At 65.7% G+C, this 21,873-nt stretch carries 21 protein-coding genes; 14 read left to right on the plus strand and 7 right to left on the minus strand.

Annotated features, from left to right (window positions below):
• Positions 1–2 precede the first annotated feature (2 nt).
• The gene (locus tag JI59_RS13175) at positions 3–1,301 is read right to left on the minus strand and encodes an acetyl-CoA hydrolase/transferase family protein (RefSeq protein WP_038576155.1); all 1,299 of its coding nucleotides are present in this window, start codon (positions 1,299–1,301) and stop codon (positions 3–5) included.
• 200 nt (positions 1,302–1,501) lie between these two features.
• Here JI59_RS13175 and JI59_RS13180 point away from each other — a divergent pair, with 200 nt between their 5' ends.
• From JI59_RS13180 to JI59_RS27670, 5 genes are all read left to right on the plus strand, one after another.
• Complete coding sequence (locus JI59_RS13180) at positions 1,502–2,527, plus strand: NAD(P)H-dependent flavin oxidoreductase (RefSeq protein ID WP_007012218.1); 1,026 nt, start codon at positions 1,502–1,504, stop codon at positions 2,525–2,527.
• 11 nt (positions 2,528–2,538) lie between these two features.
• Positions 2,539–3,393, plus strand: a complete 855-nt coding sequence (gene purU / locus JI59_RS13185) for a formyltetrahydrofolate deformylase (protein WP_007012217.1) — start codon at positions 2,539–2,541, stop codon at positions 3,391–3,393.
• Positions 3,394–3,461: 68 nt separating this feature from the next.
• Positions 3,462–3,863, plus strand: a complete 402-nt coding sequence (locus tag JI59_RS13190) for a VOC family protein (RefSeq protein ID WP_007012216.1) — start codon at positions 3,462–3,464, stop codon at positions 3,861–3,863.
• A gap of 204 nt (positions 3,864–4,067) precedes the next feature.
• Positions 4,068–4,262 carry a hypothetical protein gene (locus JI59_RS27665; protein ID WP_007012215.1) on the plus strand — a complete coding sequence of 65 codons (195 nt, stop codon included), beginning with the start codon at positions 4,068–4,070 and terminating at the stop codon, positions 4,260–4,262.
• A 196-nt stretch (positions 4,263–4,458) separates the two neighbouring features.
• Positions 4,459–5,127, plus strand: a complete 669-nt coding sequence (locus JI59_RS27670; RefSeq protein WP_007012214.1) for a GGDEF domain-containing protein — start codon at positions 4,459–4,461, stop codon at positions 5,125–5,127.
• Positions 5,128–5,130: 3 nt separating this feature from the next.
• Here the strand turns inward: JI59_RS27670 and JI59_RS13200 are convergent, their stop codons facing one another.
• A complete protein-coding gene (locus tag JI59_RS13200) occupies positions 5,131–5,589 on the minus strand; it encodes a protein tyrosine phosphatase family protein (RefSeq protein ID WP_007012213.1) in 459 nt (152 codons plus the stop codon).
• Positions 5,590–5,685: 96 nt separating this feature from the next.
• Here JI59_RS13200 and JI59_RS13205 point away from each other — a divergent pair, with 96 nt between their 5' ends.
• From JI59_RS13205 to JI59_RS13225, 5 genes are all read left to right on the plus strand, one after another.
• A complete protein-coding gene (locus JI59_RS13205; protein WP_007012212.1) occupies positions 5,686–6,558 on the plus strand; it encodes a dienelactone hydrolase family protein in 873 nt (290 codons plus the stop codon).
• 210 nt (positions 6,559–6,768) lie between these two features.
• Positions 6,769–7,707: an SPFH domain-containing protein gene (locus tag JI59_RS13210; RefSeq protein WP_013834244.1), complete on the plus strand. Its 939-nt coding sequence runs from the start codon at positions 6,769–6,771 to the stop codon at positions 7,705–7,707.
• The gene (locus JI59_RS13215) at positions 7,707–8,153 is read left to right on the plus strand and encodes an NfeD family protein (RefSeq protein ID WP_007012210.1); all 447 of its coding nucleotides are present in this window, start codon (positions 7,707–7,709) and stop codon (positions 8,151–8,153) included. The genes JI59_RS13210 and JI59_RS13215 overlap by 1 nt, the downstream gene beginning before the upstream one ends.
• A gap of 88 nt (positions 8,154–8,241) precedes the next feature.
• The gene (msrB, locus tag JI59_RS13220; protein WP_007012209.1) at positions 8,242–8,643 is read left to right on the plus strand and encodes a peptide-methionine (R)-S-oxide reductase MsrB; all 402 of its coding nucleotides are present in this window, start codon (positions 8,242–8,244) and stop codon (positions 8,641–8,643) included.
• 132 nt (positions 8,644–8,775) lie between these two features.
• Positions 8,776–10,986 carry a transglycosylase domain-containing protein gene (locus JI59_RS13225; RefSeq protein WP_007012208.1) on the plus strand — a complete coding sequence of 737 codons (2,211 nt, stop codon included), beginning with the start codon at positions 8,776–8,778 and terminating at the stop codon, positions 10,984–10,986.
• Positions 10,987–11,175: 189 nt separating this feature from the next.
• Here JI59_RS13225 and JI59_RS13230 read toward each other — a convergent pair whose 3' ends face one another.
• The 3 genes from JI59_RS13230 to hflK all read right to left on the minus strand — a co-directional run bounded on the left by JI59_RS13230 (position 11,176) and on the right by hflK (position 14,844).
• On the minus strand, positions 11,176–12,759 hold the full coding sequence (locus JI59_RS13230; RefSeq protein ID WP_007012207.1) for a Do family serine endopeptidase: 1,584 nt from the start codon (positions 12,757–12,759) through the stop codon (positions 11,176–11,178).
• 91 nt (positions 12,760–12,850) lie between these two features.
• Positions 12,851–13,690, minus strand: coding sequence for a protease modulator HflC (hflC, locus tag JI59_RS13235; protein ID WP_007012206.1), 840 nt, complete (start codon positions 13,688–13,690; stop codon positions 12,851–12,853).
• Positions 13,690–14,844, minus strand: coding sequence for a protease modulator HflK (hflK, locus tag JI59_RS13240; RefSeq protein ID WP_038576158.1), 1,155 nt, complete (start codon positions 14,842–14,844; stop codon positions 13,690–13,692). Before hflK ends, hflC begins: the two co-directional genes overlap by 1 nt.
• Positions 14,845–14,987: 143 nt before the next feature.
• Here hflK and JI59_RS13245 point away from each other — a divergent pair, with 143 nt between their 5' ends.
• From JI59_RS13245 to JI59_RS13260, 4 genes are all read left to right on the plus strand, one after another.
• Positions 14,988–15,974: an Mrp/NBP35 family ATP-binding protein gene (locus JI59_RS13245; RefSeq protein WP_007012204.1), complete on the plus strand. Its 987-nt coding sequence runs from the start codon at positions 14,988–14,990 to the stop codon at positions 15,972–15,974.
• Positions 15,974–18,229 (plus strand): xanthine dehydrogenase family protein molybdopterin-binding subunit, encoded by a 2,256-nt coding sequence (locus tag JI59_RS13250; RefSeq protein WP_007012203.1) that lies wholly within the window; start codon positions 15,974–15,976, stop codon positions 18,227–18,229. The genes JI59_RS13245 and JI59_RS13250 overlap by 1 nt, the downstream gene beginning before the upstream one ends.
• Positions 18,229–19,251 (plus strand): ferrochelatase, encoded by a 1,023-nt coding sequence (gene hemH, locus JI59_RS13255; protein WP_038576160.1) that lies wholly within the window; start codon positions 18,229–18,231, stop codon positions 19,249–19,251. The genes JI59_RS13250 and hemH overlap by 1 nt, the downstream gene beginning before the upstream one ends.
• An 84-nt stretch (positions 19,252–19,335) precedes the next feature.
• A complete protein-coding gene (locus JI59_RS13260; RefSeq protein ID WP_007012201.1) occupies positions 19,336–20,352 on the plus strand; it encodes a helix-turn-helix domain-containing protein in 1,017 nt (338 codons plus the stop codon).
• Between the two features lie 30 nt (positions 20,353–20,382).
• On the opposite strand, the gene JI59_RS13265 is transcribed toward JI59_RS13260, so the two are convergent.
• On the minus strand, positions 20,383–20,772 hold the full coding sequence (locus JI59_RS13265; RefSeq protein ID WP_338042162.1) for a PilZ domain-containing protein: 390 nt from the start codon (positions 20,770–20,772) through the stop codon (positions 20,383–20,385).
• Positions 20,773–20,964: 192 nt separating this feature from the next.
• Positions 20,965–21,873: a glycosyltransferase family 2 protein gene (locus JI59_RS13270; RefSeq protein ID WP_038576162.1), complete on the minus strand. Its 909-nt coding sequence runs from the start codon at positions 21,871–21,873 to the stop codon at positions 20,965–20,967.

Below are 21,873 nucleotides of genomic sequence, written 5' to 3' on the forward strand. Positions count from 1 at the left end.
GCCTAGAGTGACCTTGCCAGTTCGTCACGAAAGTGCGGATGGGCGAGGGCGATCATCGCTTCGGCCCGCTGTCTCAGCGATTTGCCGCGCAAGTTGGCCGCGCCGAATTCGGTGACGATCCAGTGGACGTCGTTGCGCGGCGTCGTCACCGGGCCTTCGAGGGACGGGACGATGCGGCTGACGGTTCCGTCCTTGGCGGTGGAGCGGCAGGCGATGATCGAGATACCGCCCTTCGAGGCATTTGCGCCGCGCACGAAATCGAGCTGCCCCCCCGATCCCGAGTACTGGTGGCCCATCATGTGCTCGGAATTGCACGCGCCCGACAGGTCGACCTGCAGCGTTGCGTTGACCGAGACGACATTGTCGTTCTTGGCGATGTGGCGCGGGTCGTTCACGATGTCGACCGGCAGCGAGTAGATCGCCTGGTTGTCGTCCAGCCATTCATAGAACGCGGTATCGCCCATCGCGAACGTGAAGACGGTGCGGCCCGGGAAGGTGGCCTTGCGCCGGTTGGTGACGGCTCCGCGCTGCATCAGCCCGGCGAGTGCGGGGGTGAGCAGTTCCGTGTGGATGCCAAGGTCACGGCGGCTCCTCAGGCGGCTGCAGACGGCGGCGGGCAGGTTGCCGATGCCCATTTGCAGGCAGGCCCCGTCATCGATCATTTCGGCGACGATCCGCGCGATTGCCTCGTCCTCTGGCGCTGCGGCGTGATCCTTCACGGTGATCAGGGGGGACCGTTTCTCGACGATGGCGTCGATTTCCGAGACGTGCAGCGGCGATTCGCCGAAGACGCGCGGCATCAGCGGATTGACCTCGACGATCAGCTTCCTTGCAGATCGGGCGGCAACCGAGGTGTAGTCGTTCGCCGTGCCGAAGGTGAAGTAGCCGTGCTTGCCCATCGGCGAGACCATCGTGACGCAGGCGTCGAGCGCCACATCCTCGCGCAGGAGCTGCGGCGAGGCGCTGAAGGCGGTGGGCACGAATTCGATCAATTCGTCGCAGTGCGCCGGATCGTTCTTCATCAGGCCGCGCTCGACGCTGGACAGGAACATGCAGTGCGGGCGTACCCGGTCGAGCAGGTCGCGCCGCAGGACGCTGCTCGCCGCATGGGTCATCGAGTGGAAGTACCACAGTCGCAGCGCCGACAGGTCTTCGGTCTCCACGCGCCGTGCGATCGCGGCAAGCAGTGCCGGCGGTTCGGCAACGGCCATGCCCATGGCGACGTCGCTGTCGGCAACGAGAAGCCGCGCCGCGTCCTGCGCGGACATCAGCTTCGAGCGATAGAGTTCCTGGACGTCCATTGCGGGCAAGGCTCGCACCGCCATGCGACAATATCAAGTCGGCAGCCCCGCTTCGCAGCGGGCCTGACAGGCCCCATCGATCCTGCTGCAGGCGTCAAACACGCGAAATAGCCGAAGGCGAGGCGTTCTCGCCGCTTGTGTGCCGCGGCACGTCCGCCTATGGCCCATGCCCGGTTCCAAAGCGGGTTACGGGAGCATCGATGGCCGCCTACACCAAGACCTCTGCGCTGATGGCGCGGGGATGTGAATTTCTCGGCACCGAGTACGCGATCCTGTGCGGTGCGATGTCCTGGGTGTCGGAGCGCAACCTCGTTTCGGCGATCAGCAATGCCGGTGGTTTCGGCGTGATTGCCTGCGGTGCGATGACGCCCGAGCTGCTCGATGCCGAGATCGCGGGGACCAAGGCGCTCACCGCAAAGCCCTTCGGCGTGAACCTGATCACCATGCACCCCCAGCTCTTCGACCTGATCGAAGTCTGCAAGAAGCACGGCGTCGGCCACGTCGTGCTGGCCGGAGGCATTCCGCCCAAGGGCAGCGTGGAGGCGATCAAGGCGGGCGGCGCCAAGGTCATCTGCTTCGCGCCGACCCTGGCGCTGGGCAAGAAGCTGCTGCGTTCGGGCGCTGACGCGCTGGTGATCGAGGGCATGGAAGCGGGCGGCCACATCGGTCCGGTCTCGACTTCGGTTCTCGCGCAGGAAATCCTGCCCAACCTTGCTGCCGACAACCTCGTCTTCGTCGCCGGCGGCATTGGCCGCGGCGAATTGATTGCCGGATATCTCGAGATGGGCGCAGCCGGCGTCCAGCTTGGCACCCGCTTTGCCTGTGCGAGCGAATCGATCGCCCATGCCGCTTTCAAGAAGGCTTTCTTCCGTGCTTCGGCCCGCGATGCCATTGCGTCCGTCCAGGTCGACCCGCGCTTGCCGGTCATTCCGGTGCGCGCGCTGCGCAACAAGGGCACCGAGGAGTTTACGGCCAAGCAGCTGGAAGTGGCCCGCCTGCTCGATGAAGGCGTCGTCGACATGGGCGCGGCCCAGCTCGAGATCGAGCACTTTTGGGCAGGGGCCCTGCGCCGCGCGGTGATCGACGGCGACGTCGAAAGCGGCTCGGTCATGGCCGGGCAGTCGGTGGGCATGGTCACCAAGGAAGAGCCGGTCGTCGACATCATCGCCGAGCTGATGACCGAGAGCGAAGCGGCGCTTTCCAATCGCGGCGCCGTGGCAGCCTGAGGTCGGCGCGCGTGGCCCAGCCCCTGATCCTTGCGCTGTCCTGCGCCGACCGGCCGGGCATCGTTGCCCGCGTTACCGGCTATCTCGCGCAGATGGGCGGCAACATCATCGAGGCGCAGCAGTTCAACGACCTGGATGAGGACAAGTTCTTCATGCGCGTCGCCTTCGATCCGGGGGCGGCCGATCGTGAGGAAATCCGCGAGGGCTTCGGCGCCATTGCCCACGAATACGGTATGGCCTGGTCGATGGTGCGCCGCGACCGGCCGCGGCGCGTGCTGCTCATGGTCAGCAAGTTCGATCATTGCCTTGTCGACCTGCTCTATCGCCAGCAGATCGGCGAGATCGCGATGGACGTGGTCGGCATCGTCAGCAACCACCCGCGCGATGCGATCAACGCGCAGATGATCGGCGACATTCCCTTCCATCACTTGCCGGTGACGAAGGAAACCAAGGCCGAGCAGGAAGCGCAGGTCCGGGCGCTGGTGCAGGAAAGCCGCGCTGAACTGGTGGTGCTCGCGCGCTACATGCAGATCCTCTCGGACGAAATGGCCTCGTTCCTCTCCGGCCGCTGCATCAACATCCACCACTCGTTCCTGCCCGGCTTCAAGGGGGCCAAGCCCTATCACCAGGCGCACGCGCGCGGCGTGAAGATGATCGGCGCGACCGCGCACTACGTGACCGCAGACCTCGACGAAGGGCCGATCATTCACCAGGACGTGGAAGCCGTGACCCACGCCGACACGCCCGATGACATGGTGCGCAAGGGGCGCGACATCGAACGGCGGGTGCTGGCAGAAGCGGTGCGCCTGCATCTCGAGGACAGGGTCCTGCTCAACGGCAGCCGCACGGTCGTTTTCCGCAGCTGATCGGCCCGGCCCTTGTTCGTGCCGGCTGGCGGGGCCATGATTGGCTGGAATTCCAGCGGAGCAGGGCGATGAGAGTCATTGGCATCGACCACATCAACATCCTTACCGACGATCTGGAGCTGACGGCGACCTTCTATGAGGACGTCCTCGGCCTGACACGCAGCGAAAATCCCGCAATCGCCAGCGGCATTGCGGGCTACTGGATGCGCGATGCGACCGGCGCGCCCATCGTCCACCTCATTGACCGCGGGACCGTATCGGGACGCTACGACGCCTATCGCCCGGGCGAGCTGACCAATGCGCTGCACCACGTGGCCTTGCGCTGCGAAGGCTTCAAGGCGACTTGCGCGCGGCTGGATGAACTGGGATGCGACTATCGGGTCAACGACTTGTCCCATATCGGCCTCATGCAGATCAATCTTCGCGATCCCAATGCGGTGAACCTTGAATTGAACTTCGCCGGTTCCTGAACGGACCCGCCTGCGGCCCCGCCAGCACAGTCCTGCCGAATAGTTTCGCGGCATGATTTATGACAATCGATTGCAAGTCTTCGTTCACTCTTTATGGATATAAGGGATGCTACTTAGCACATGCAGTCGAACGCCCAGTTTGACATGAAAGGTGCAATGTAGTTGGGAATCGGTGGCAGTTCAGGGGGCAATACATTGAGTATAATGCGGTTCTTGTCGGGCGGGCGTCCGGAATCGGATTCGTCGTCGGAACAGGCCTTTGCGCAGGCGAAGACGGGTGAGGGCAACCTTTCGGCGCGCGACCTCGTGCGCAGGCAGCTGATCGAGGACATCGGGGAGTTCCTGATCGGCAACGACCTCGATATTTCGGAGCCAAATCTCTCCGCCGCGCTCGGGTAACGACATCGGCCTTGTCAACAAGGTCGCTGAGCGGCGCGCGAACGGACTGCCGATCAACCAGGCCTGGCTCGACGAGCAGCGCAAGAATGGCGACGAGGCCATCAACCGCATCTCGGACAAGCTGGAGCGAACCCTGGAAAGCTTCGCTGAGACAAGCCGCAGCGCGCGCGACTCCGCCGCGCAGTACAACACCGAGATGCAGGCCCACGTCGACAAGGTCGAATCCGGCGGCGAGCGCGAGGAAATCCGTAACCTGACGGCGGTTGCGATGGCGATGATCGAGCGTACGCGTCATCTGGAACAGGAAATGCGACGCAGCGAAAGCGAAGCGGAGTCGCTGCGTGTCAGCCTTGCCAAGGCGCGGCGCGATGCCGAACACGATCACCTGACCGGCCTGCCCAACCGGCGCGCCTTCGAAGGTCTGCTCGAACGCCACTACCGGGAAGCGCAGCAGGAACTCGACGCTCTGAGCGTGGCCTTCTGCGACATCGACCATTTCAAGAAGATCAACGATACCCACGGGCACGATGCGGGCGACCGCGTGCTTCAGGCAGTCGCGGCGACGCTCGCCAAGATCACCGACGACAACTGCCACGTCGCGCGCCACGGCGGCGAGGAATTCGTCATGCTCTTCCGGGGCCTGGGCAAGTCCGCCGCCAAGGAAAAGCTCGATTCTGTGCGCGAGGTCTTCTCGCGCCGCAAGTTCGTGAACCGCCGCACCGACGAGCCGATCGGCACGATCACGTTCTCGGGCGGCGTGGCGGACGTCTTCGCCTATCCCTCGACGCGTGATGCGCTCAAGGCGGCCGACGTCGCGCTTTATTCCGCCAAGGAGCAAGGCCGCAACCAGATCGTCGCGGCCTGATCCCTAGTTGCCGATGAAACGGGCCCAGGCGGGGGCGTCCTTGTGGTCGCTTTGCGCCGGGTCCCATTGCACGCGAAGCAGGGCTCGCGCTTCGTTCCTGCTCATGCCGCGCGCTTGCCGGTTCCACCGGTATATGAACGCCGAAACGCGCCAGTTGAGGATGCAATGGACGTGGACGGGCGCATCGCCGGCCGCGGCCATAGCTTCGCTGAACGCGGTGAAATGCACGTCGCCGGGCGCGTCGAACGGGACCGGTATGTGGCTGTAGGCGATGCCCGCCTCGGCTAGCAGTACGGCCTCGTCCGTCAGCGCACCCGGAGAATCCGGTAGCGCGAGGTTGATCACATGTCGCACGCCAAGGGCGCGCAGCCGCTCAGGGTCTGCGGGCGAGAGCTTGCCCGAAGTCGTCAGGCGTGCGTCGATGCGTTGCCAGCAGGGTATGTCGTCAGGATCGCTCGGCATGGATACTCATTCTTGCGTTGAAACCATTCGCTCGCATTCTCGCTAGCGGCTTGGTAACCTCTCGGCAAATCTCGACAATCCGGGAGGCCTGTCCCCATGTGCGATGAATTCACCCAAGCAAGCGAAGACGCCAATCTGGCCCGGCGCGGCCTGAGCCGGCGCCAGTTCGCGGCCATGGGGGCGACCATTGCCCTGGCCAGTTGCTCGAAGTCGGTGGAGGCTGACGGGGGCAGCCAGGTTGCCGAGCGCATGGTTTCGATCACCACGCCTGATGGCGTTGCCGATGCCTTTTTCGTCCACCCGTCCGAAGGTGCCCATCCCGGCATCGTCATGTGGCCCGACATCGCGGGACTGCGGGAGGCCAAGAAGATCATGGCCCGCTCGCTGGCGGCCGAAGGCTATGCGGTTCTGGTGGTCAACCAGTACTACCGCGGCGGCCCGGCGCCGCTTCTGGAAAGTTTTGCCGAGTGGCGCACGCCCGAAGGGCAGGCCAAGATCGCGCCCTTGCGCGAACAGCTTACCCCGGCGGCAATCACCAGCGATGCAGGGGCCTATGTCGCGTTTCTCGATGGGCAGCGGGAAGTGGACAAGGGGCGCAGGATCGGCAGCAACGGCTATTGCATGGGCGGTCCGTTCACCGTGCGCACCGCGGCGGCCGTGCCCGATCGCGTCGGGGCGGCGGCCTCGCTCCATGGCGGCGGGCTCGTCACCGAGGAGCCGGACAGTCCGCATCGCTTGCTTGCGAAGACCGAGGCGTCCTATCTCTTTGCAATCGCCCGCAATGACGATGCGCGCGACCCGCAGGCCAAGGTGGAGCTGCGCAAGGCAGCGGACGCCGCAGGCCGCCCGGCCGAGATCGAGGTCTATCAAGCCGATCACGGCTGGTGCGTGCCGGACTCGCCGTCCTGGGATCCGAGCGAAGCCGACAAGGCCTGGAACCGGATGCTGGCCCTGTTCGCCCGGCTCTGAGGACAACTTCCACATCGCCGGCGCGTTCTGGCGTCGTCAGGCCCAGCCGGATCGGCAGCGGGGCTTTCGGTGCAATTTAACAAGTTCCGGTTTTACTTGTCCCTTACGTCCCTGCCGCTAGGATCGTGCTTTATCGGCATGTAATGAGGGGATTGCGCCGTGACTGAATTTCTCATTGCCCTGATTGTCGTCGTGGTCGTCTTCCTGATGATGGGCGTTCGCGTCGTGCGTCAGGGCTATGTTTACACGGTAGAACGGCTCGGCAAGTTCACGCTTGCGGCGCAGCCCGGGCTTCATGTCATCATTCCTTTCGTCGATCGCGTCGGCCAGAAGGTGAACATGATGGAGCAGGTCCTGGACATTCCCGGGCAGGAGATCATCACCAAGGACAACGCCATGGTCGGTGTCGATGCGGTGGTGTTCTTCCAGGTGCTCGATGCCGGCAAGGCAGCTTACGAGGTCCACAACCTCTACAGCTCGATCATGGCGCTCACCACCACCAACCTGCGCACGGTCATGGGTTCGATGGACCTCGACGAGACGCTGTCCAAGCGTGACGAGATCAATGCGCGCCTGCTGTCGGTGGTCGACCATGCGACTTCGCCCTGGGGCGTGAAGATCACCCGCGTCGAAATCAAGGACATCCGGCCCCCGCTCGACATTTCCAATGCGATGGCCCGCCAGATGAAGGCCGAGCGCGAGAAGCGCGCCGAGATCCTCGAGGCCGAGGCAAGCCGCGCTTCGGCGATCCTGCGCGCCGAAGGCGAAAAGCAGTCGCAGATCCTCTCGGCAGAAGGCCGGCGCGAAGCCGCCTTTCGCGACGCCGAAGCGCGTGAGCGCGAAGCCGAGGCCGAAGCCCGCGCGACGCACATGGTCAGCCAGGCGATTGCGGAATCGGGCTCGCAGGCGATCAACTACTTCATCGCCCAGAAGTACACCGAGGCGGTGGCCAAGTTCGCGACCTCGCCCAATGCCAAGACGATCCTCTTCCCGGTCGAGGCGACCCAGCTGATCGGCACGCTGGGCGGGATCGGCGAACTGGCGAAGGAAGCGTTGAACAGCAATCCGCCGTCCTCGCCCCCGCCGCCTCCTGCCCAGACGCGCCGCGCCGCACCCAGCGTGCCGCCTTCTGCCGGCGGTGACCGCTGATGGATGAGCTGATGAACCTGGAGGTGCATTACACCTGGCTGGCCATCGGCCTTGTGCTGGCGATTGCCGAGATGGCGATCCCGGGTGTGTTCCTGATCTGGATGGCCGGGGCGGCGCTCATCACGGGGCTCGTCGCGTGGTTGCTGCCGATCGGACTGCCGCTGCAGATCGTGATCTTCGCGCTGCTTTCGATCATCGCCGTCTTCACCGGCAAGCGCGTGCTCAAGGATCACCCGGTGGTGGCCGCCGATCCCAAGATGAACCAGCGCGGCGAGCGCGTGGTGGGCGAAACGGTCGTGGTGACCCAGGCGATCGAGGGCGGTTCCGGCCGCGTGCGCCTGGGTGACAGCGAATGGCTTGCCAAGGGCGCGGATGCCATCGTCGGCACGCGCCTCAAGGTCGTCGGCCATGACGGCGTGGTGCTGGTCGTCGAACCGATGGCCTGAACCTGGGTGTGAGCTGCCCGGCACGGGGAGGGGCACTGGAAACCTGCGCCCCACCGCCCCATATCTGCGCCCAAGGAGAAGTGCAGACATGACCGACAAGCTCAACCTCACGGAAGAAGAATGGCGTGAACGGCTGACGCCCGAACAGTACCAGGTGCTGCGGCAGGCTGGCACCGAGCGGGCCTTTACCGGCAAGTACGAAAGCAACAAGCAGGCCGGCATGTACACTTGCGCCGGTTGCGGCGCGCCGCTGTTTTCGTCCGAAACGAAGTATAATTCCGGCTCGGGCTGGCCGAGCTATACGGCCCCTGTTGCGGGCGATGCCGTCGACGAACATCGCGACGTGTCGCACGGCATGGTGCGCACCGAGGTGACCTGTGCCCGCTGCGAGGGACATCTCGGGCATGTGTTCCCGGACGGTCCGGGGCCCGACGGCCTGCGCTACTGCATCAACAGCGCATCGCTCGACTTCAAGCCGAAGGAAGACTGAACCGGCGCGCGCCGCCCGGTAAAGCGCCGTTTCATGCACATCTCGTTGTTAAGGTCGGGTTACAAATCCGGCGTACAAAGTGTACGACGCGTTCGGACAAGAAGGTCCGTCAAAGGGGTTTGCATCTAGAAGATGGCCAAGAATACCGGCCGGCGCCGCACATCGGGCGGCCCTTCCTCCAAGCCGACCAGGAAATCGCTCTGGTTCCGCGCAATCCGCTCACTGATGATCTGGGGTCTTGCCCTGGCATTGCTGGGCGGCCTTTTCCTTGCCGCGGCCGTGACGTTTACCATGCGCGAACTGCCCGATTTCAGCGCGCTCAAGAGCAGCCAGAACGGGCAGATGATCGTCGTGCGCGCGCGCGACGGCAGCGAACTGGTCTCGCTCGGGCCGAGCTACGGCAAGTGGCTGGGCTACGACCAGATTCCGCAAATCATGAAGGACGCGATGATCTCGGTCGAGGATCGCCGCTTCCGCGATCACTACGGCGTCGATCCCATCGGCATCGTGCGCTCGGTCATGGTCCGCTATGAGGCCGGTCGCTGGAAGCAGGGCGCCTCCACGATCACCCAGCAGCTGGCGCGCAACATCTTCCTGAACAACGCCCGCACGTTCGGGCGCAAGGCGCGTGAGATGGTCCTGGCGCTGGCGCTGGAACGCAAGTTCAGCAAGGACCAGATCCTCGAGCTTTACCTGAACAAGGTCTATTTCGGTGGCGGCGCCTATGGCATCGACGCGGCGAGCCGCAAGTTCTTCGGTCATCCCGCGACCGAGCTTTCGACCGGAGAAGCGGCGATCATCGCCGGTCTGGTCAAGGCCCCGTCGAACTATTCGCCGACGGCCGACGTCCAGGCGTCCATCGCGCGCGGCAACGTCGTGCTCGGTACGATGGCCGACAACGGCGTCATTACCCAGAGCGAGGCGGACGGCACCGACCTCACCAAGGTCAAGCTCGCCAAGGAGAAGGGGCAGAACTCGGTTCGCTACTTCACCGACTGGGCGCTGCCCCAGCTCGACATGCTGCTGCCCGAGACCAACGAGCCGATCGAGGTCTGGACCACGCTCGACCCCAGGATGCAGGAAGCTGCGACCGCGGCGATCATCGCCAATGCACCCAAGGGCGCGCAGGGCGCGCTGGTCAGCCTCGACAACGACGGTGCGGTGCTGGCGCTGGTCGGCGGCACGGACTACATCAATTCGAACTACAACCGTGCAACCAGCGCGGAACGCCAGCCGGGGTCGGCCTGGAAGCTGTTCGTCTATCTCGCCGCGCTCGAGGCGGGCTACACGCCGAGCGATCCTGTGGTCGACGAGCCGGTGACGATCGACGGGTGGAGCCCGCATAATTCCGGCCGCAAGTATGCCGGGCAGATCGATATCCGCTCCGCCTTCGCCTATTCGAAGAACACCATCGCGGCGCAGCTTGGCAATGAGGTGGGCTTCGGCACCGTGGCCAGCATGGCCCGCCGCTTCGGCATCACCACGCCGATCAACACCCAGCCGGCCATGGTGCTGGGCACTTCGGAAGTGCGCCTGATCGACATGACCCGCGCCTTTGCCGCCGTCAGCGCTGGCGGCACTTCGGTGGAGCCTTATGGCATCACCAAGGTCACGACGACTGACGGCGAAGTACTCTACCAGCACAAGTCGGTGCGCGGGCAGGTTCTGGTGCCTCACTACGTTGCGGCCGGGATCACCGACCTCCTGCAGTCGGCCGTGGCCACCGGTACTGGACGGGCGGCGCAGATCGGCCGACCGGTTGCGGGCAAGACCGGCACGACAAGCTCGAACAAGGACGGCTGGTTCCTCGGCTTCTCGAGCGGCGTGACCACCGGCGTGTGGATGGGCCGCGACGATGCCAAGGCGGTTCCCGGGCTGTCGGGCGGCCACGCTCCGGCGCGTGCTTTCGCCGACTTCATGAAGGTTGCCGTCGCCAAGCGTCCCGTTGAGGAGTTCGACACCAAGCTGCAGCTGCCCGAGTGGCAGCTCGAGCCGGACGATGAGTACCTCCAGGGCAACCCGGACGACTACTACTACGTCGACGAGAACGGCAACCTGGTGCATCCGGGCAGCGGCTCGGGCGACGACGCGCCGATCTACGAGGATGGCACCATGGGACCGGGACCGGGCCCCGGCGCCGCTATGGTTCCCGATTACGGCAATCCGCCCGCCGCCAATGACGACTTCCTCGACCGAGCGACTGGCCGGGCCCCGGCCAATGATCCGGGTCTTCGGCCCGGACAGGGGCTTGCGCCCAAGATCGTTACCCCGCCCGCGCCGGGCGCAACCCGCACTCCGGCACCGGCCGCAACGCGCACGCCGACCCCCGTTCCCAACTACTGAGGCTCTGCCAGGAGGGATCGGGGGCGATCCTTCCTTTGCGTTGCCGGGCCTTCCTTCGCGTTGCCGGGAGATGAGGTCAGGCCCCGCACCCCGCGCCGCGAGGGCATACAGAAACACCCGCCGGATCGCTCCGGCGGGTGTTTCTGTATGTCCGCTGCCCCGACCTTGCGGCCGGGGCGCTATAGTCCGTCAGCGGATGCGGACGGGCACGAAGGCGGAAGGCTGGCCGCGCGGCTGCACGCGCAGCAGGATGGCCGAACGCCCGTCTGCCTTGGCGGCGCGGATGGCGCTTTCGAGGTCGGCTTGCGTGCTCACGTCCTGCCCATTGGCCTGGAGCAGGATGAAACCGCGGGCGAAGCCCTTCTGGCCGGCGTCCGAGCTGGGATCGACGGCGACGATCACGAGGCCCTTCACGCTGTCCGACGCACCGAGCTGGCGCGCGATCTGCGGCGTGAGCGGGGTGACCGAGAGGCCGATCGACTTCTCGATGTAGCCCTGCTCCTGCTGCTTGGGCGGGTTGTTGAAGGGATCGGCGTTCTGCTGGTCGTCGTCGGAGCTGAAGCTCTGCTGCAGTTCGTCTTCGCTGGGGCGCTTTGCGACCGTGGCGTTGAGGGTCATCCTGCGGCCGTTGCGGATCACTTCCACCGGCACGCGGCTGCCCGGTTCGGTGTTCGCCACCAGGTAGGACAGCGTCTGCTCCTTGGTGACTTCCTTGCCGCCGACCTTGACGACGACGTCACCGGCCTTGATGCCGGCCTTGTCCGCCGCGCCGCCGGGTTCGAGCGACTGGATGAACTCACCCTTGTTGCGCTCAAGTCCGAGCGATTCGGCAAGGTCGTCGTTGAGCGGCTGGATGCGCACGCCCAGGTAGCCGCGCTCGATCGCTTCGCCCTTGATCAGCTTCTGCACGATCGGGGCAGCGGTTTCCGCCGGGATGGCGAAGCCGATGCCGACACTGCCGCCGGTGGGCGAGAAGATCGCGTTGTTGATGCCGATGACCTGTCCGTTCATGTCGAACATCGGGCCGCCCGAGTTGCCGCGGTTGATCGCCGCGTCGGTCTGCAGGTAGCGGTCGTAGGCGCCGCCGCCGCCGGTGTTGCGGTAGACCGCCGAGATGATGCCCGAGGTCACCGTACCGCCGAGGCCGAACGGATTGCCGATGGCGATGATCCAGTCACCGACGCGGGCGTGCGAGGAATCGCCGAACTTCACGAAGGGGAAGGGCTTGGAACGCTCGACCTTCAGGACGGCGAGGTCCGAGGCGGCGTCCTTGCCGATCAGCTTGGCGGGATATTCCTCGCCGTCGGGGGTGGTCACCGTAATCGATTCCACCTCGCCGCGCCCTTCGGCGGTGATGACGTGGTTGTTGGTGACGATGTAACCGTCGGCGCTGATGATGAAGCCCGAGCCGAGCGATTGTGCCTCACGCGTTTGCGGGCTGGCGCCGCCACCGCCACCGAACAGGCCCTCGAAAGGGGTTCCGGCGAACGGGTTGTTGTTTTGCTGCACCTGGATCCGCTGGCGGGTCGAGATATTGACCACGGCCGGTGCCAACTGTTCGGTCAGGTCAGCGAAACTGGCCGGAGCGCCGCCCCGAGGGACAACATGGGCCATCTGGCCGGCTTCGTTCTGGGCGACCTGCGCTCCTGCCGGATAGCCGGTTGCGAGCGACAGGGTGGCGCCTCCAAGCAGGAGGGCTGTGGTCAATCCATAAGCATATCGCACGGGCTTCACGTCCTTTGATTCCTCCATTTCGACGGTGTTCGACACCATCCATCGACCCCCTGCCGATTGACGCTCCATGAGCTTAACCGACCTTGAATGGCGCCTGTTTTCCGCCAGTTTGCGGCCTCGATGGCCGCTCTCACGGCTCCTTGAAATGCTTCAGGTAAGCATTGTCCGAACCCAGCAGAATGGTCTTGGCGTCCTCGTTCTTGGCGAACGAAACGTCGTAGCTCTGCATGGCCCGGTAGAAGTCATAGAAGCCGGGGTCCTGGCCGAAGCTGTCGGCGTAGATCTTCGCGGCCTGCCCTTCGGCTCCGGCGCGGATGATCTGCGCGTCCTTCTGTCCCTTGGCGGTGATCGTCTTGGCTTCTTCCTGCCGGGCCGCTTCCATGCGGGTGAAGGCGCTGGCAAGCGCCCCTTCGGGCAGGTCGGCGCGCTTGATGCGCACGTCGACGACCTGTGCGCCATATTCGCGCGCCTCACGGTCGAGGCCGTCGCGGATGTTCTCCATCGCCTTGCCGCGCTCTGCGGTGAGCAGCGACTGGAACGTGCGCTTGCCCAGTTCCTGGCGCAGCACCGAGGAGAGGATCGGTTCAAGCTGCTGGGTCACGCGCTCGGTCGTGCCAGCGGTCTCGACCATCTTGATCGGGTCGATGATGCGATAGCGCGCATAGGCATCGACGATCAGGCGGTCCTGGTCGGTCGAGAGCACCTGCTGCTGCTCCATGTCGACCGAGAGCAGGCGCTTGTCGATGCGCTGGACCTTGTCGACCAGCGGGATGCGGAAATGCACGCCCGCGCCGGTCTGGCCGAAGGCGGCCTTGGGGTCGTAGCCGTTGTAGACCGCAATCGGCTTGCCGGTGCGGATGACGACGGCCTGTTCGCTTTCGGGAACGACGATCATGCTCATCAGGATGGCGACGAGGATGACCCCGGCGCCGATCCAGAACGCCTTGTAGTCCTGCCAGACGTTGGACATCACTGGCCTCCCTTCGCGGCTGCATCCGGGGCAGCGTCCGCGGCGCGGCGTTTCACTTCGGACAGCGGCAGGTAGGGCGTCACACCCTTGGCTTCTGCCACGACCGTGTCGTTGTCGCGCAGCACGCGCTCCATGGTTTCGTAATACATGCGCCGCTTGGTGACCTCGGGGGCCAGCTTGTACTGTTGATAGACCTTGTCGAAGGCTTCCGCGTCACCTTGCGCGCGGGCCAGCAGCTGCTGCGCCCATGCGCGCGCTTCGGACCGGTCGCGCTCGGCTTCCTGCTGGGCGACGGTGACCTGCTGGAAGGCGGTGACCACCTTGCTGGGCGGATCGGCCTTCTTGATTTCCACGCCCTGCACTGCAACGCCTGCCTTGTAGTAGTCGAGGATGCGCTGCATGCGCTCGCGAACGTCCTGCTCGACTTGCGCGCGGCCCGCGCCCGAAAGCGCGTCGTTCAGCGAGATCTGCGCTATCGAGGCGCGCATCGCGGCTTCGGCCACTTCGCGCACGGATTCCTTCGGATCGGTGAGGCGGAACTTGTAGTTCACCAGATTCTTGATGTTCCAGCGCACCAGGTAGCTGAGGTCGACGAGGTTCTTGTCGCTCGTCAGCATCAGCTTCTCGGCCTCGCCCTCGGGGATCGAGTCCACGGTGAAGGTGCGCACGTCCTCCACGTCGACCTGCTCGATCGGCCATGGCAGGGTGAAGTTGACGCCCGAATCGATCGTGCGCGCATACTTGCCGAACAGGGTCACGACGGCCTGTTCCTTCGGGCCGATCATGTGGACACTGGACAGCGCAAGCAGCGCGACGACCGCCGCGCCGATGCCGAGCGGCAGCCACGACTTGCCGTCGGGGCGCTGGGGCAGGCGCGGGAAGTTGCCGCCGCCGCCGCCCGGGCCGCCAGAGCCGCCACCGGGGCGGCGCGGATCGCGCGTGCGGAAAATGTCCTCGATGCTGGCGGACCGGCGCGGCGGCGTGGAGCCGCTGGGCAGCCATGGATTGCGCGGACCGCGCTTGTCCCCCGAGCGATCGCCATCGCCCTCGGACCCACTGTCCCCGTCGTTGTCTTCGCCGTCCTTGCCGGACTCGTCCGAAGGCCCTTCGCCGCCCTTGTCGCTTCCGCCCCAGGGACTGCGGCGTCCGGACATGGCAAGGCCTGCTCGTGCGATTGCACCACCGATTGCTTTCATGGGACCATCTATAGGAAGCCTATCCCCACAAAAACAGTGCCTCTCTTGCCCTTTTTCGTTCCCTTTGCCACCTGAGCCCCTGAACTAGGGCCGGAGTAGACATGTCGAACGATCAAGCCGAGGGACTGAAGGCGCTGCTGCCGCAGGAGGCGGCAACGCGGTTGCAGTCGCTGCGGGTGGCGGACGGCCGGGCGACGCTGGTGCTCGATGCGACCGGTCTCGATTCGTCGGCGCGCAGCGCGCTCGAAGCCGCTGCGAAGCAGGCCCTGTCGGGCGCCGAGGGCGTTGCCGAGGTGCGCGTGGCAATGATGGCCGACAAGGTCGAGCGCCGGATCATCGCGGTCGGATCGGGCAAGGGCGGCGTCGGTAAGTCGACGCTGGCCACCAATCTGGCGGTCGCGCTCGCCCGGCAGGGGCGCAAGGTCGGCCTCGTCGATGCGGATATCTACGGGCCGTCGCAGGCGCGCCTGCTCGGCACCGAGGGCCAGCGTCCGGTCGCGCATGACAGCAAGCTGGTGCCGATCGCCAGCCGCTGGGGCGTACCGGTGCTGTCGATGGCGCACCTTTCCGACCCCGGGCAGGCCATTGCATGGCGCGGGCCGATGGCGGCGGGAGCCCTGACGCAATTGCTCGAGGGGCACTGGGACGGGGCGGAAATCCTGATCGTCGATCTGCCGCCCGGCACCGGCGACGTGCAACTCACGATGCTGCAGAAGTTCAAGCCGGCCGGCGCGGTGATCGTCTCCACGCCGCAGGACCTCGCGCTGATGGACGCCACCCGCGCGATGGAGCTGTTCGAGAAGGGCGGCGTGCCGATCGTCGGCGTCGTCGAGAACATGGCCGGCTACGCCTGCCCGCATTGCGGCGAAGTCAGCGATCCCTTCGGCGCCGGTGGCGCGGAAGCGGCGGCCAAGACGATGAACCAGACTTTCCTGGGCCGCATCCCGCTCGACATGTCGATTCGGCTCGACAGCGATGCCGGCCAGCCCCCCGCTGCCGGCGAAGGGCCGCAGGCGCAGGCCTTCGCCGACCTGGCACGCAAGGTCGGGGAATGGCTGGACGGCGGCGCGAGCAAGGCTCACCCCTGATGGCGATCACGCGCCGAGGCATATTGATCGGCGCCCTTGCAGGTGGCGGACTTGCCATCGGCTACGCCCTGCGCCCGCGCCATTTCCCGCTGCCGCTTGAGCCGGGGCGCGACGAATATGCCTTCGACGCCTGGATCAAGATCGGCAGCGACGGCGTCGTCTCGGTCGCGGTTCCACAAGTCGAGATGGGGCAGGGCGTAACCACCCTGATCCCGCAGATTGTCGCCCATGAGCTCGGCGCGGATTGGCGGCAGGTGGCGGTCGAACCGGCGCCCACCAGCGCGATCTATGCCAATCAGGTCCTCGCCGCGCGATGGGCGCCGCTGTGGATGCCGGCCTTTCCCAAGCTCGCCGAGGAACCGGACAGCGTGTTCACCCGCCGCTGGGCGCAGGATACCCGCTTCAACGTGACGGCGGACGGCACCGCGGTTGCCGCCTTCGAAGCGCCGGTCCGGGAAGCCGCCGCCTCGGCCCGCGCGATGCTGATGCAGGCCGCCGCGGCTCGCTGGGGCGTTGCCTGGGAGGAGTGCCGGGTGCAGGGCGGTTTCGTGATTCACGAGGGCCAGCGCCTGCCTTTCGGCGTGCTCGCCAGCGAGGCGGTGGGTTTCTCGCCGCCCGATCCGCCGCCGCTCGACCCGCAGCCGATGGGCGAGGATCCGGGCGATTTCGTACCTGGGCTGCAGCTTGCCTATCCCCGTCTTGACCTGCCCTCCAAGGTCGATGGCACCTGGACTTTCGCTGGCGACGTCCGGATTCCGGGCATGGTCCACGCCGCGATCCGTCATGCGCCGCTCGGCCGCGCCGAAGTCATCGGCTACAGGCAGGATGCCGCCAGGGGCCTGCGCGGTTTCGATCGCTTCGTGCAGCACGGCTCGTGGCTCGCCGCCGTTGCCCGTGACTGGTGGACGGCAGACACCGCGCTTTCCCGCGCTGCGCCCAGGTACCGCGTGTCCGGCGCAGCCGACAGCGGCCAGGCCGACACCGCGCTCGACGCGGCGATGCAGCAGGGCGAAACCCACCGCATCTTCGCTTATGGCGACATGGAACAGGTGAAGGGCGGCCTGCCCCTGCAGATCCGCTATGAAATCGCGCCAGCGCTTCACGCCACCATCGAGACTGCCAGCGCGACGGCGCGGATCGAGGGCGGCAGGCTGGAGCTTTGGGTCGGCACGCAAGCGCCAGAGGCGACGCGAAAGGCTGCGGCAAAGGCTCTGGGCATGAGCGTGGTCGACGTGGTGCTCTATCCCATGCCGATCGGCGGGAGCTTCGACCGGCGCCTCGAGCTCGATCATGCGGTGGAAGCCGCGCTGATCGCACGCGAAGTGGGCAAGCCTGTGCAATTGACCTGGTCGCGCCGGCAAGAGCAGGCCGCAGGACTGCCGCGCACGCCCGCAGTGGCCGTGATGGCGGCGCGGACCGATGCCGAGGGCAATCCGGTCGGCTGGCGGGCGCGCATTGCCGTGCCGCCGACGGCTCGCGAATTCGGCCGGCGCCTGTTCCATGGCGATACGCCGCAGGATGCAATCCGCGCCGTCGCCGGGGAAGGCGATGCCATGGCGGTGGACGGCGCGATCCCGCCTTATCGCATTGCCAATGTGGCGGTCGATCACGTGCCTGCGCGGATCGACCTGCCCACCGCGCGCATGCGCGGCAATGCCCACGGCTACACCGCCTTCTTCACCGAATCCTTCATCGACGAACTCGCCCACAAGGCCGAGCGCGAGCCGCTGTCCTTCCGCATGGCCATGCTGGGCCAGAACCCGCGCCTTGCCGAATGCCTCCAGCGCGTCGCCGCGCTGGCGCAGTGGGGCGGCGGCGGTGACAACAGCGGGCAGGGGATCGCCTGCCACATGATCGGCGAAGGGCGCATCGCCGTCGTCGCCAGCGCCCGGCGCGACGAGAACGGCGTGCGGGTCGAGCGGCTGAGCGCAGTTGCCGACATCGGCCGGATCGTCAATTTCGATATTGCCCGCCAGCAGATCGAAGGCGGCCTGATATTCGGGCTCGGCCTGACGCTGGGCAGCAGCACCCGCTATACCGATGGCCGCCCCGATCTCGATGGCCTGGGCGACCTTGCCTTGCCGACCCTGGCAGACAGCCCGGAGATCGATCTAGCCTTCATCGCCAGCGATGCCGAACCGGCCGATCCGGGAGAGCTGGGCGTTGCCGCCGTTGCCCCGGCGGTTGCCAATGCGCTTTTTTCCGCGACCGGATACCGCTTCCGGCGCCTGCCGCTCTTTGCCGAGGAACTGTGATGACCAGCCCAGATATCCGCCCTGTCGATCACCCCGCGGTGGCGAGTGGAGGCGTGGCGGTCCTCCTCGTCAATCTTGGCACGCCCGATGCGCCCACCCCCGATGCGGTTCGGCGCTACCTTGCCGAATTCCTCTCGGACAAGCGCGTGGTGGAAGTCCCCGCCATCGCATGGAAGCCGATCCTTCACGGCATCATCCTGCGCACCCGCCCCGCGAAATCCGCGCATGCCTATGCCCAGGTCTGGACCGAGGAGGGCTCGCCGCTTGCCGCGATTACCGCCGCACAGGCCCGCAAGCTGCAGGGCATGCTGGGAGACGGCGTGCGGGTCGACTGGGCGATGCGTTACGGCAATCCGTCGATCCCCTCGAAGCTCAAGGCGCTGATGGATGCCGGGTGTGACCGCATTCTCGTGGCCCCGCTCTATCCGCAGTACTCGGGCGCGACGACGGCTTCGGTGATGGACAAGCTAGGCGCTGCGCTGCGCGATCTGCGCTGGCAGCCGGCCTTGCGCACGCTGCCGCCCTACTTCGACGACGCAGCCTATATCGGGGCGCTGGAGGCGGACATCGCGGCGCAGGTCGAAGGTCTCGACTTCGCGCCTGAAGTCCTGCTGCTGTCATTCCACGGCATGCCCGAACGAACGCTTCACCTGGGCGATCCCTATCACTGTCACTGCCGCAAGACCGCGCGCCTGCTGGGAGATCGCCTTGCGCAGCGCTACCCGGGCCTGCGGATCGAGACCACCTTCCAGTCGCGTTTCGGCCGCGCCAAGTGGCTGGAACCGGCCACAGAGACGGTTCTCGAAGAGCAGGCGAAGTCGGGCACGCGGCGACTGGCGATTGCGGCGCCGGGCTTTTCCGCCGACTGCGTGGAAACGCTGGAGGAACTGGCGATCCGCGGGCGCGAGGTGTTCGAGGCGGCGGGCGGAGAGCGCTATGCCGTGCTCTCCTGCCTCAACGATACCCGGGCCGGGATGACCATGCTCGAGGCGCTGGTCACGCGGGAGCTGTCCGGCTGGTGACAGTAAGTTAACGCCCGTCATCATTGACTTGCGGCCATTTTGTTCCAACTATGTTCCTGTCCAGGAGCATGGAGGCGGGACGAGATGGCAGCGACGGACTTTGCCCAGAGCGATTTTTCCTACGGCAAGGCCGGTCTCGGCAAGGGTGCCGGCTCCGCCGGCCATGGCGATACAGGGCAGTCGGTTTCGATCTCGATCTATGCCAATCGCGGCCACTTGCGGGCAAGCCTGCGCGAAGATGCCGCTGCCGCCGGGTTGACGGTGTCGGCGGCAGGTCCGCTGCGGGATGTCGTCGATGCGCCGATGCGAGCCCTCGGCGATGTCGTCCTGCTCGATTGCCCGCAAGTCGATGGGCAGACGATGGCCGCCTTGTCCGAACTGGACCAGCGCGCGGTATCGGGGGGCTGCCGCCTGATCGTCTCGACCACGGTCGATGCGCTCGATGCGGTGTTCGCTTGCATGGATCAGTCCGCCCCAATTCTGCTCGTCGATCCCAACCGGGCCGAGCGGGTGCTGGCACTGGGCCGCGTTCTTTCGGAATTCCCCCAAGGGCGCCTGCGCGAATTGTCCGAGAATGACCGGTTGATGCTCTTGCGGTTGACCGAGCAGGTCAGCCAGATTGCCGGACGTATCGATCGACTGGCACCCGGCGGTACGTCCGCCCCGGCCAGCGCGGCATCGGCCTTCTCGTTCGAACCCGCAGGATCGCAGGCGCGCAGCGCCCATTCCGGACGGGAGCCTGCGCGCTTGGCGCTGCCCGATGCGCAGACGGTGCGGCAGATCATCCGCATGCGGCAATTGCGGGGACGTTTCCTTGACGAGGAACTCTTCGCGGATCCGGCATGGGACATGTTGCTCGATCTCACTGCCGCCCGGCTGGAACGCAAGCGGGTTTCGGTCACCTCGCTGTGCATCGCTTCCGGCGTGCCGCCGACCACGGCGCTGCGCTGGATCGGCCAGATGGTCGAGGCTGGCCTGTTCGTGCGCGTATGCGACGACAGCGATCGCCGCCGCGCCTTCATCGAACTGACCGAGCCCGCCGTCGATGCCATGGCTCGCTATTTTTCAGAAGTTTCTCTGACCGCTCCCGTGCCAGTCTGACCCCCTCAGACACGGGAAACCCCGCTCCGGTCAGAGCCGGGTCGTCCCCTCGACCCATTGCCGTGCCACCTGTCGCAGAAGTTCGTTATCCTGCGGCAGGTGGGCGGCATCATCGAGCTCACGCGTTCTCAGCACTACGTCCGCAGGTAGGGGATCGAAGAAGGCGATTCCGCACTGAACTCCCTCAGCCCAGACGACTTCACCGAAGGCCTCGTACTTGTCCCAGAGGATAAGGGCGTCAGTGCCCAGTCGTGGCAGCTCCTTCAGGGCGAGGCGGGCTCCGCTCGACGAAAGATCGATAAGTATCGCACGGCAGGTAACGGATCTTGTTTCCAGTCGCACAGGCAAGCGAACACGCAAGCGACTCTGCTCACGCCGCCCTCGTTTCATGGGGCTGGAAAAGTGTTGGTTTTCATTCATCGTTGTGGCGATCCAGGACCGGTTATATCGCACCTAGTCACGCGGTTCCATAGGTGTATTCATGGTTGCCCGGGAGTTAACCGCTGGCGTTTTCCTTGCCGTACCGGGACGCCCCCAGCTTGCTGTAGTCGCCGCGCAGATCAGCGCGCGCGGCATCCCTGGATAATTTCCCTTCGTTATCTGAAACGGAATTCACAGCATTTCAATCCGCTCGGGCGTGATACGGCCCCGGATCAGGTCGAGAAGGCCGATCCAGTTGCCTTTCGCTCGCCCGGCTCGATCCACCCAGGGTTCCGGCCGCAAGGCCTTGATATGGTTGGCAACCAGATTCCGCAGCATGAGCCGGGCGGCGAAGCGGCGCGACATGGTGCCCTTGCGTACGAGGTAGGAGGGGTTGATGACCTGCGAATAGCCGAGCCGGATGCCCGGGGTACGCCCCAGTTTCACGCCGCGATGTACGCCTGAGAACGCGAAGGTCTTGACGATCCTCCCATTCGTGCCGACCGAAGCCGCGAAATCGATGTCCTCCTGCCAGGCATATAGCCGCAGCCGTTCATCGAAGCGGTTCCTGCCTATCGCCGTGCTGCGATAGGCCATGTTGCAGCCGTAAAGACCCCACAATTCCCGGACGATGCAGTTGGGCGCGAAGCGGCGGCCCTCGTGTTCCTGCACGATCCGCAGAGCTTCGTCGAAGCAGATTCCCGCGCCGTTGATGCCATCGGCCAGCACCGTGCCGGTCGCCCCTGCAACTTGTGGATGCGCGGCAAAGAATGCGCGGATACTTTCGATGCTGAATTTCGACGGGACGAAGTCGTCGTCGTAGAACGCAACGATGTCGAAGCGATCGTCCAGCCAGTCCAGCGCGCGGTTGCGCTGGGCGCACAGGCCCTTGTCGCCGCGGATCACGCGCACGCGGGCGTCTTCTTCAAGGCCTGCCGGTATGTCGTCGTCCCCGACGACGGAGAACAGCAGCATGTCCGGGCTGCTCGTCTGCCGCGCCATCAGGTCGCAGAACTGGCGTATCAATTCGGGCCGCCCCAGGCTGGCGACGACAACGGCCACCGAAGGTGCCGGGGTTGGGATCTTGTGATGTGCAGTCAT

It is taken from the genome of Novosphingobium pentaromativorans US6-1, from assembly GCF_000767465.1.
Taxonomy (GTDB): domain Bacteria; phylum Pseudomonadota; class Alphaproteobacteria; order Sphingomonadales; family Sphingomonadaceae; genus Novosphingobium; species Novosphingobium pentaromativorans.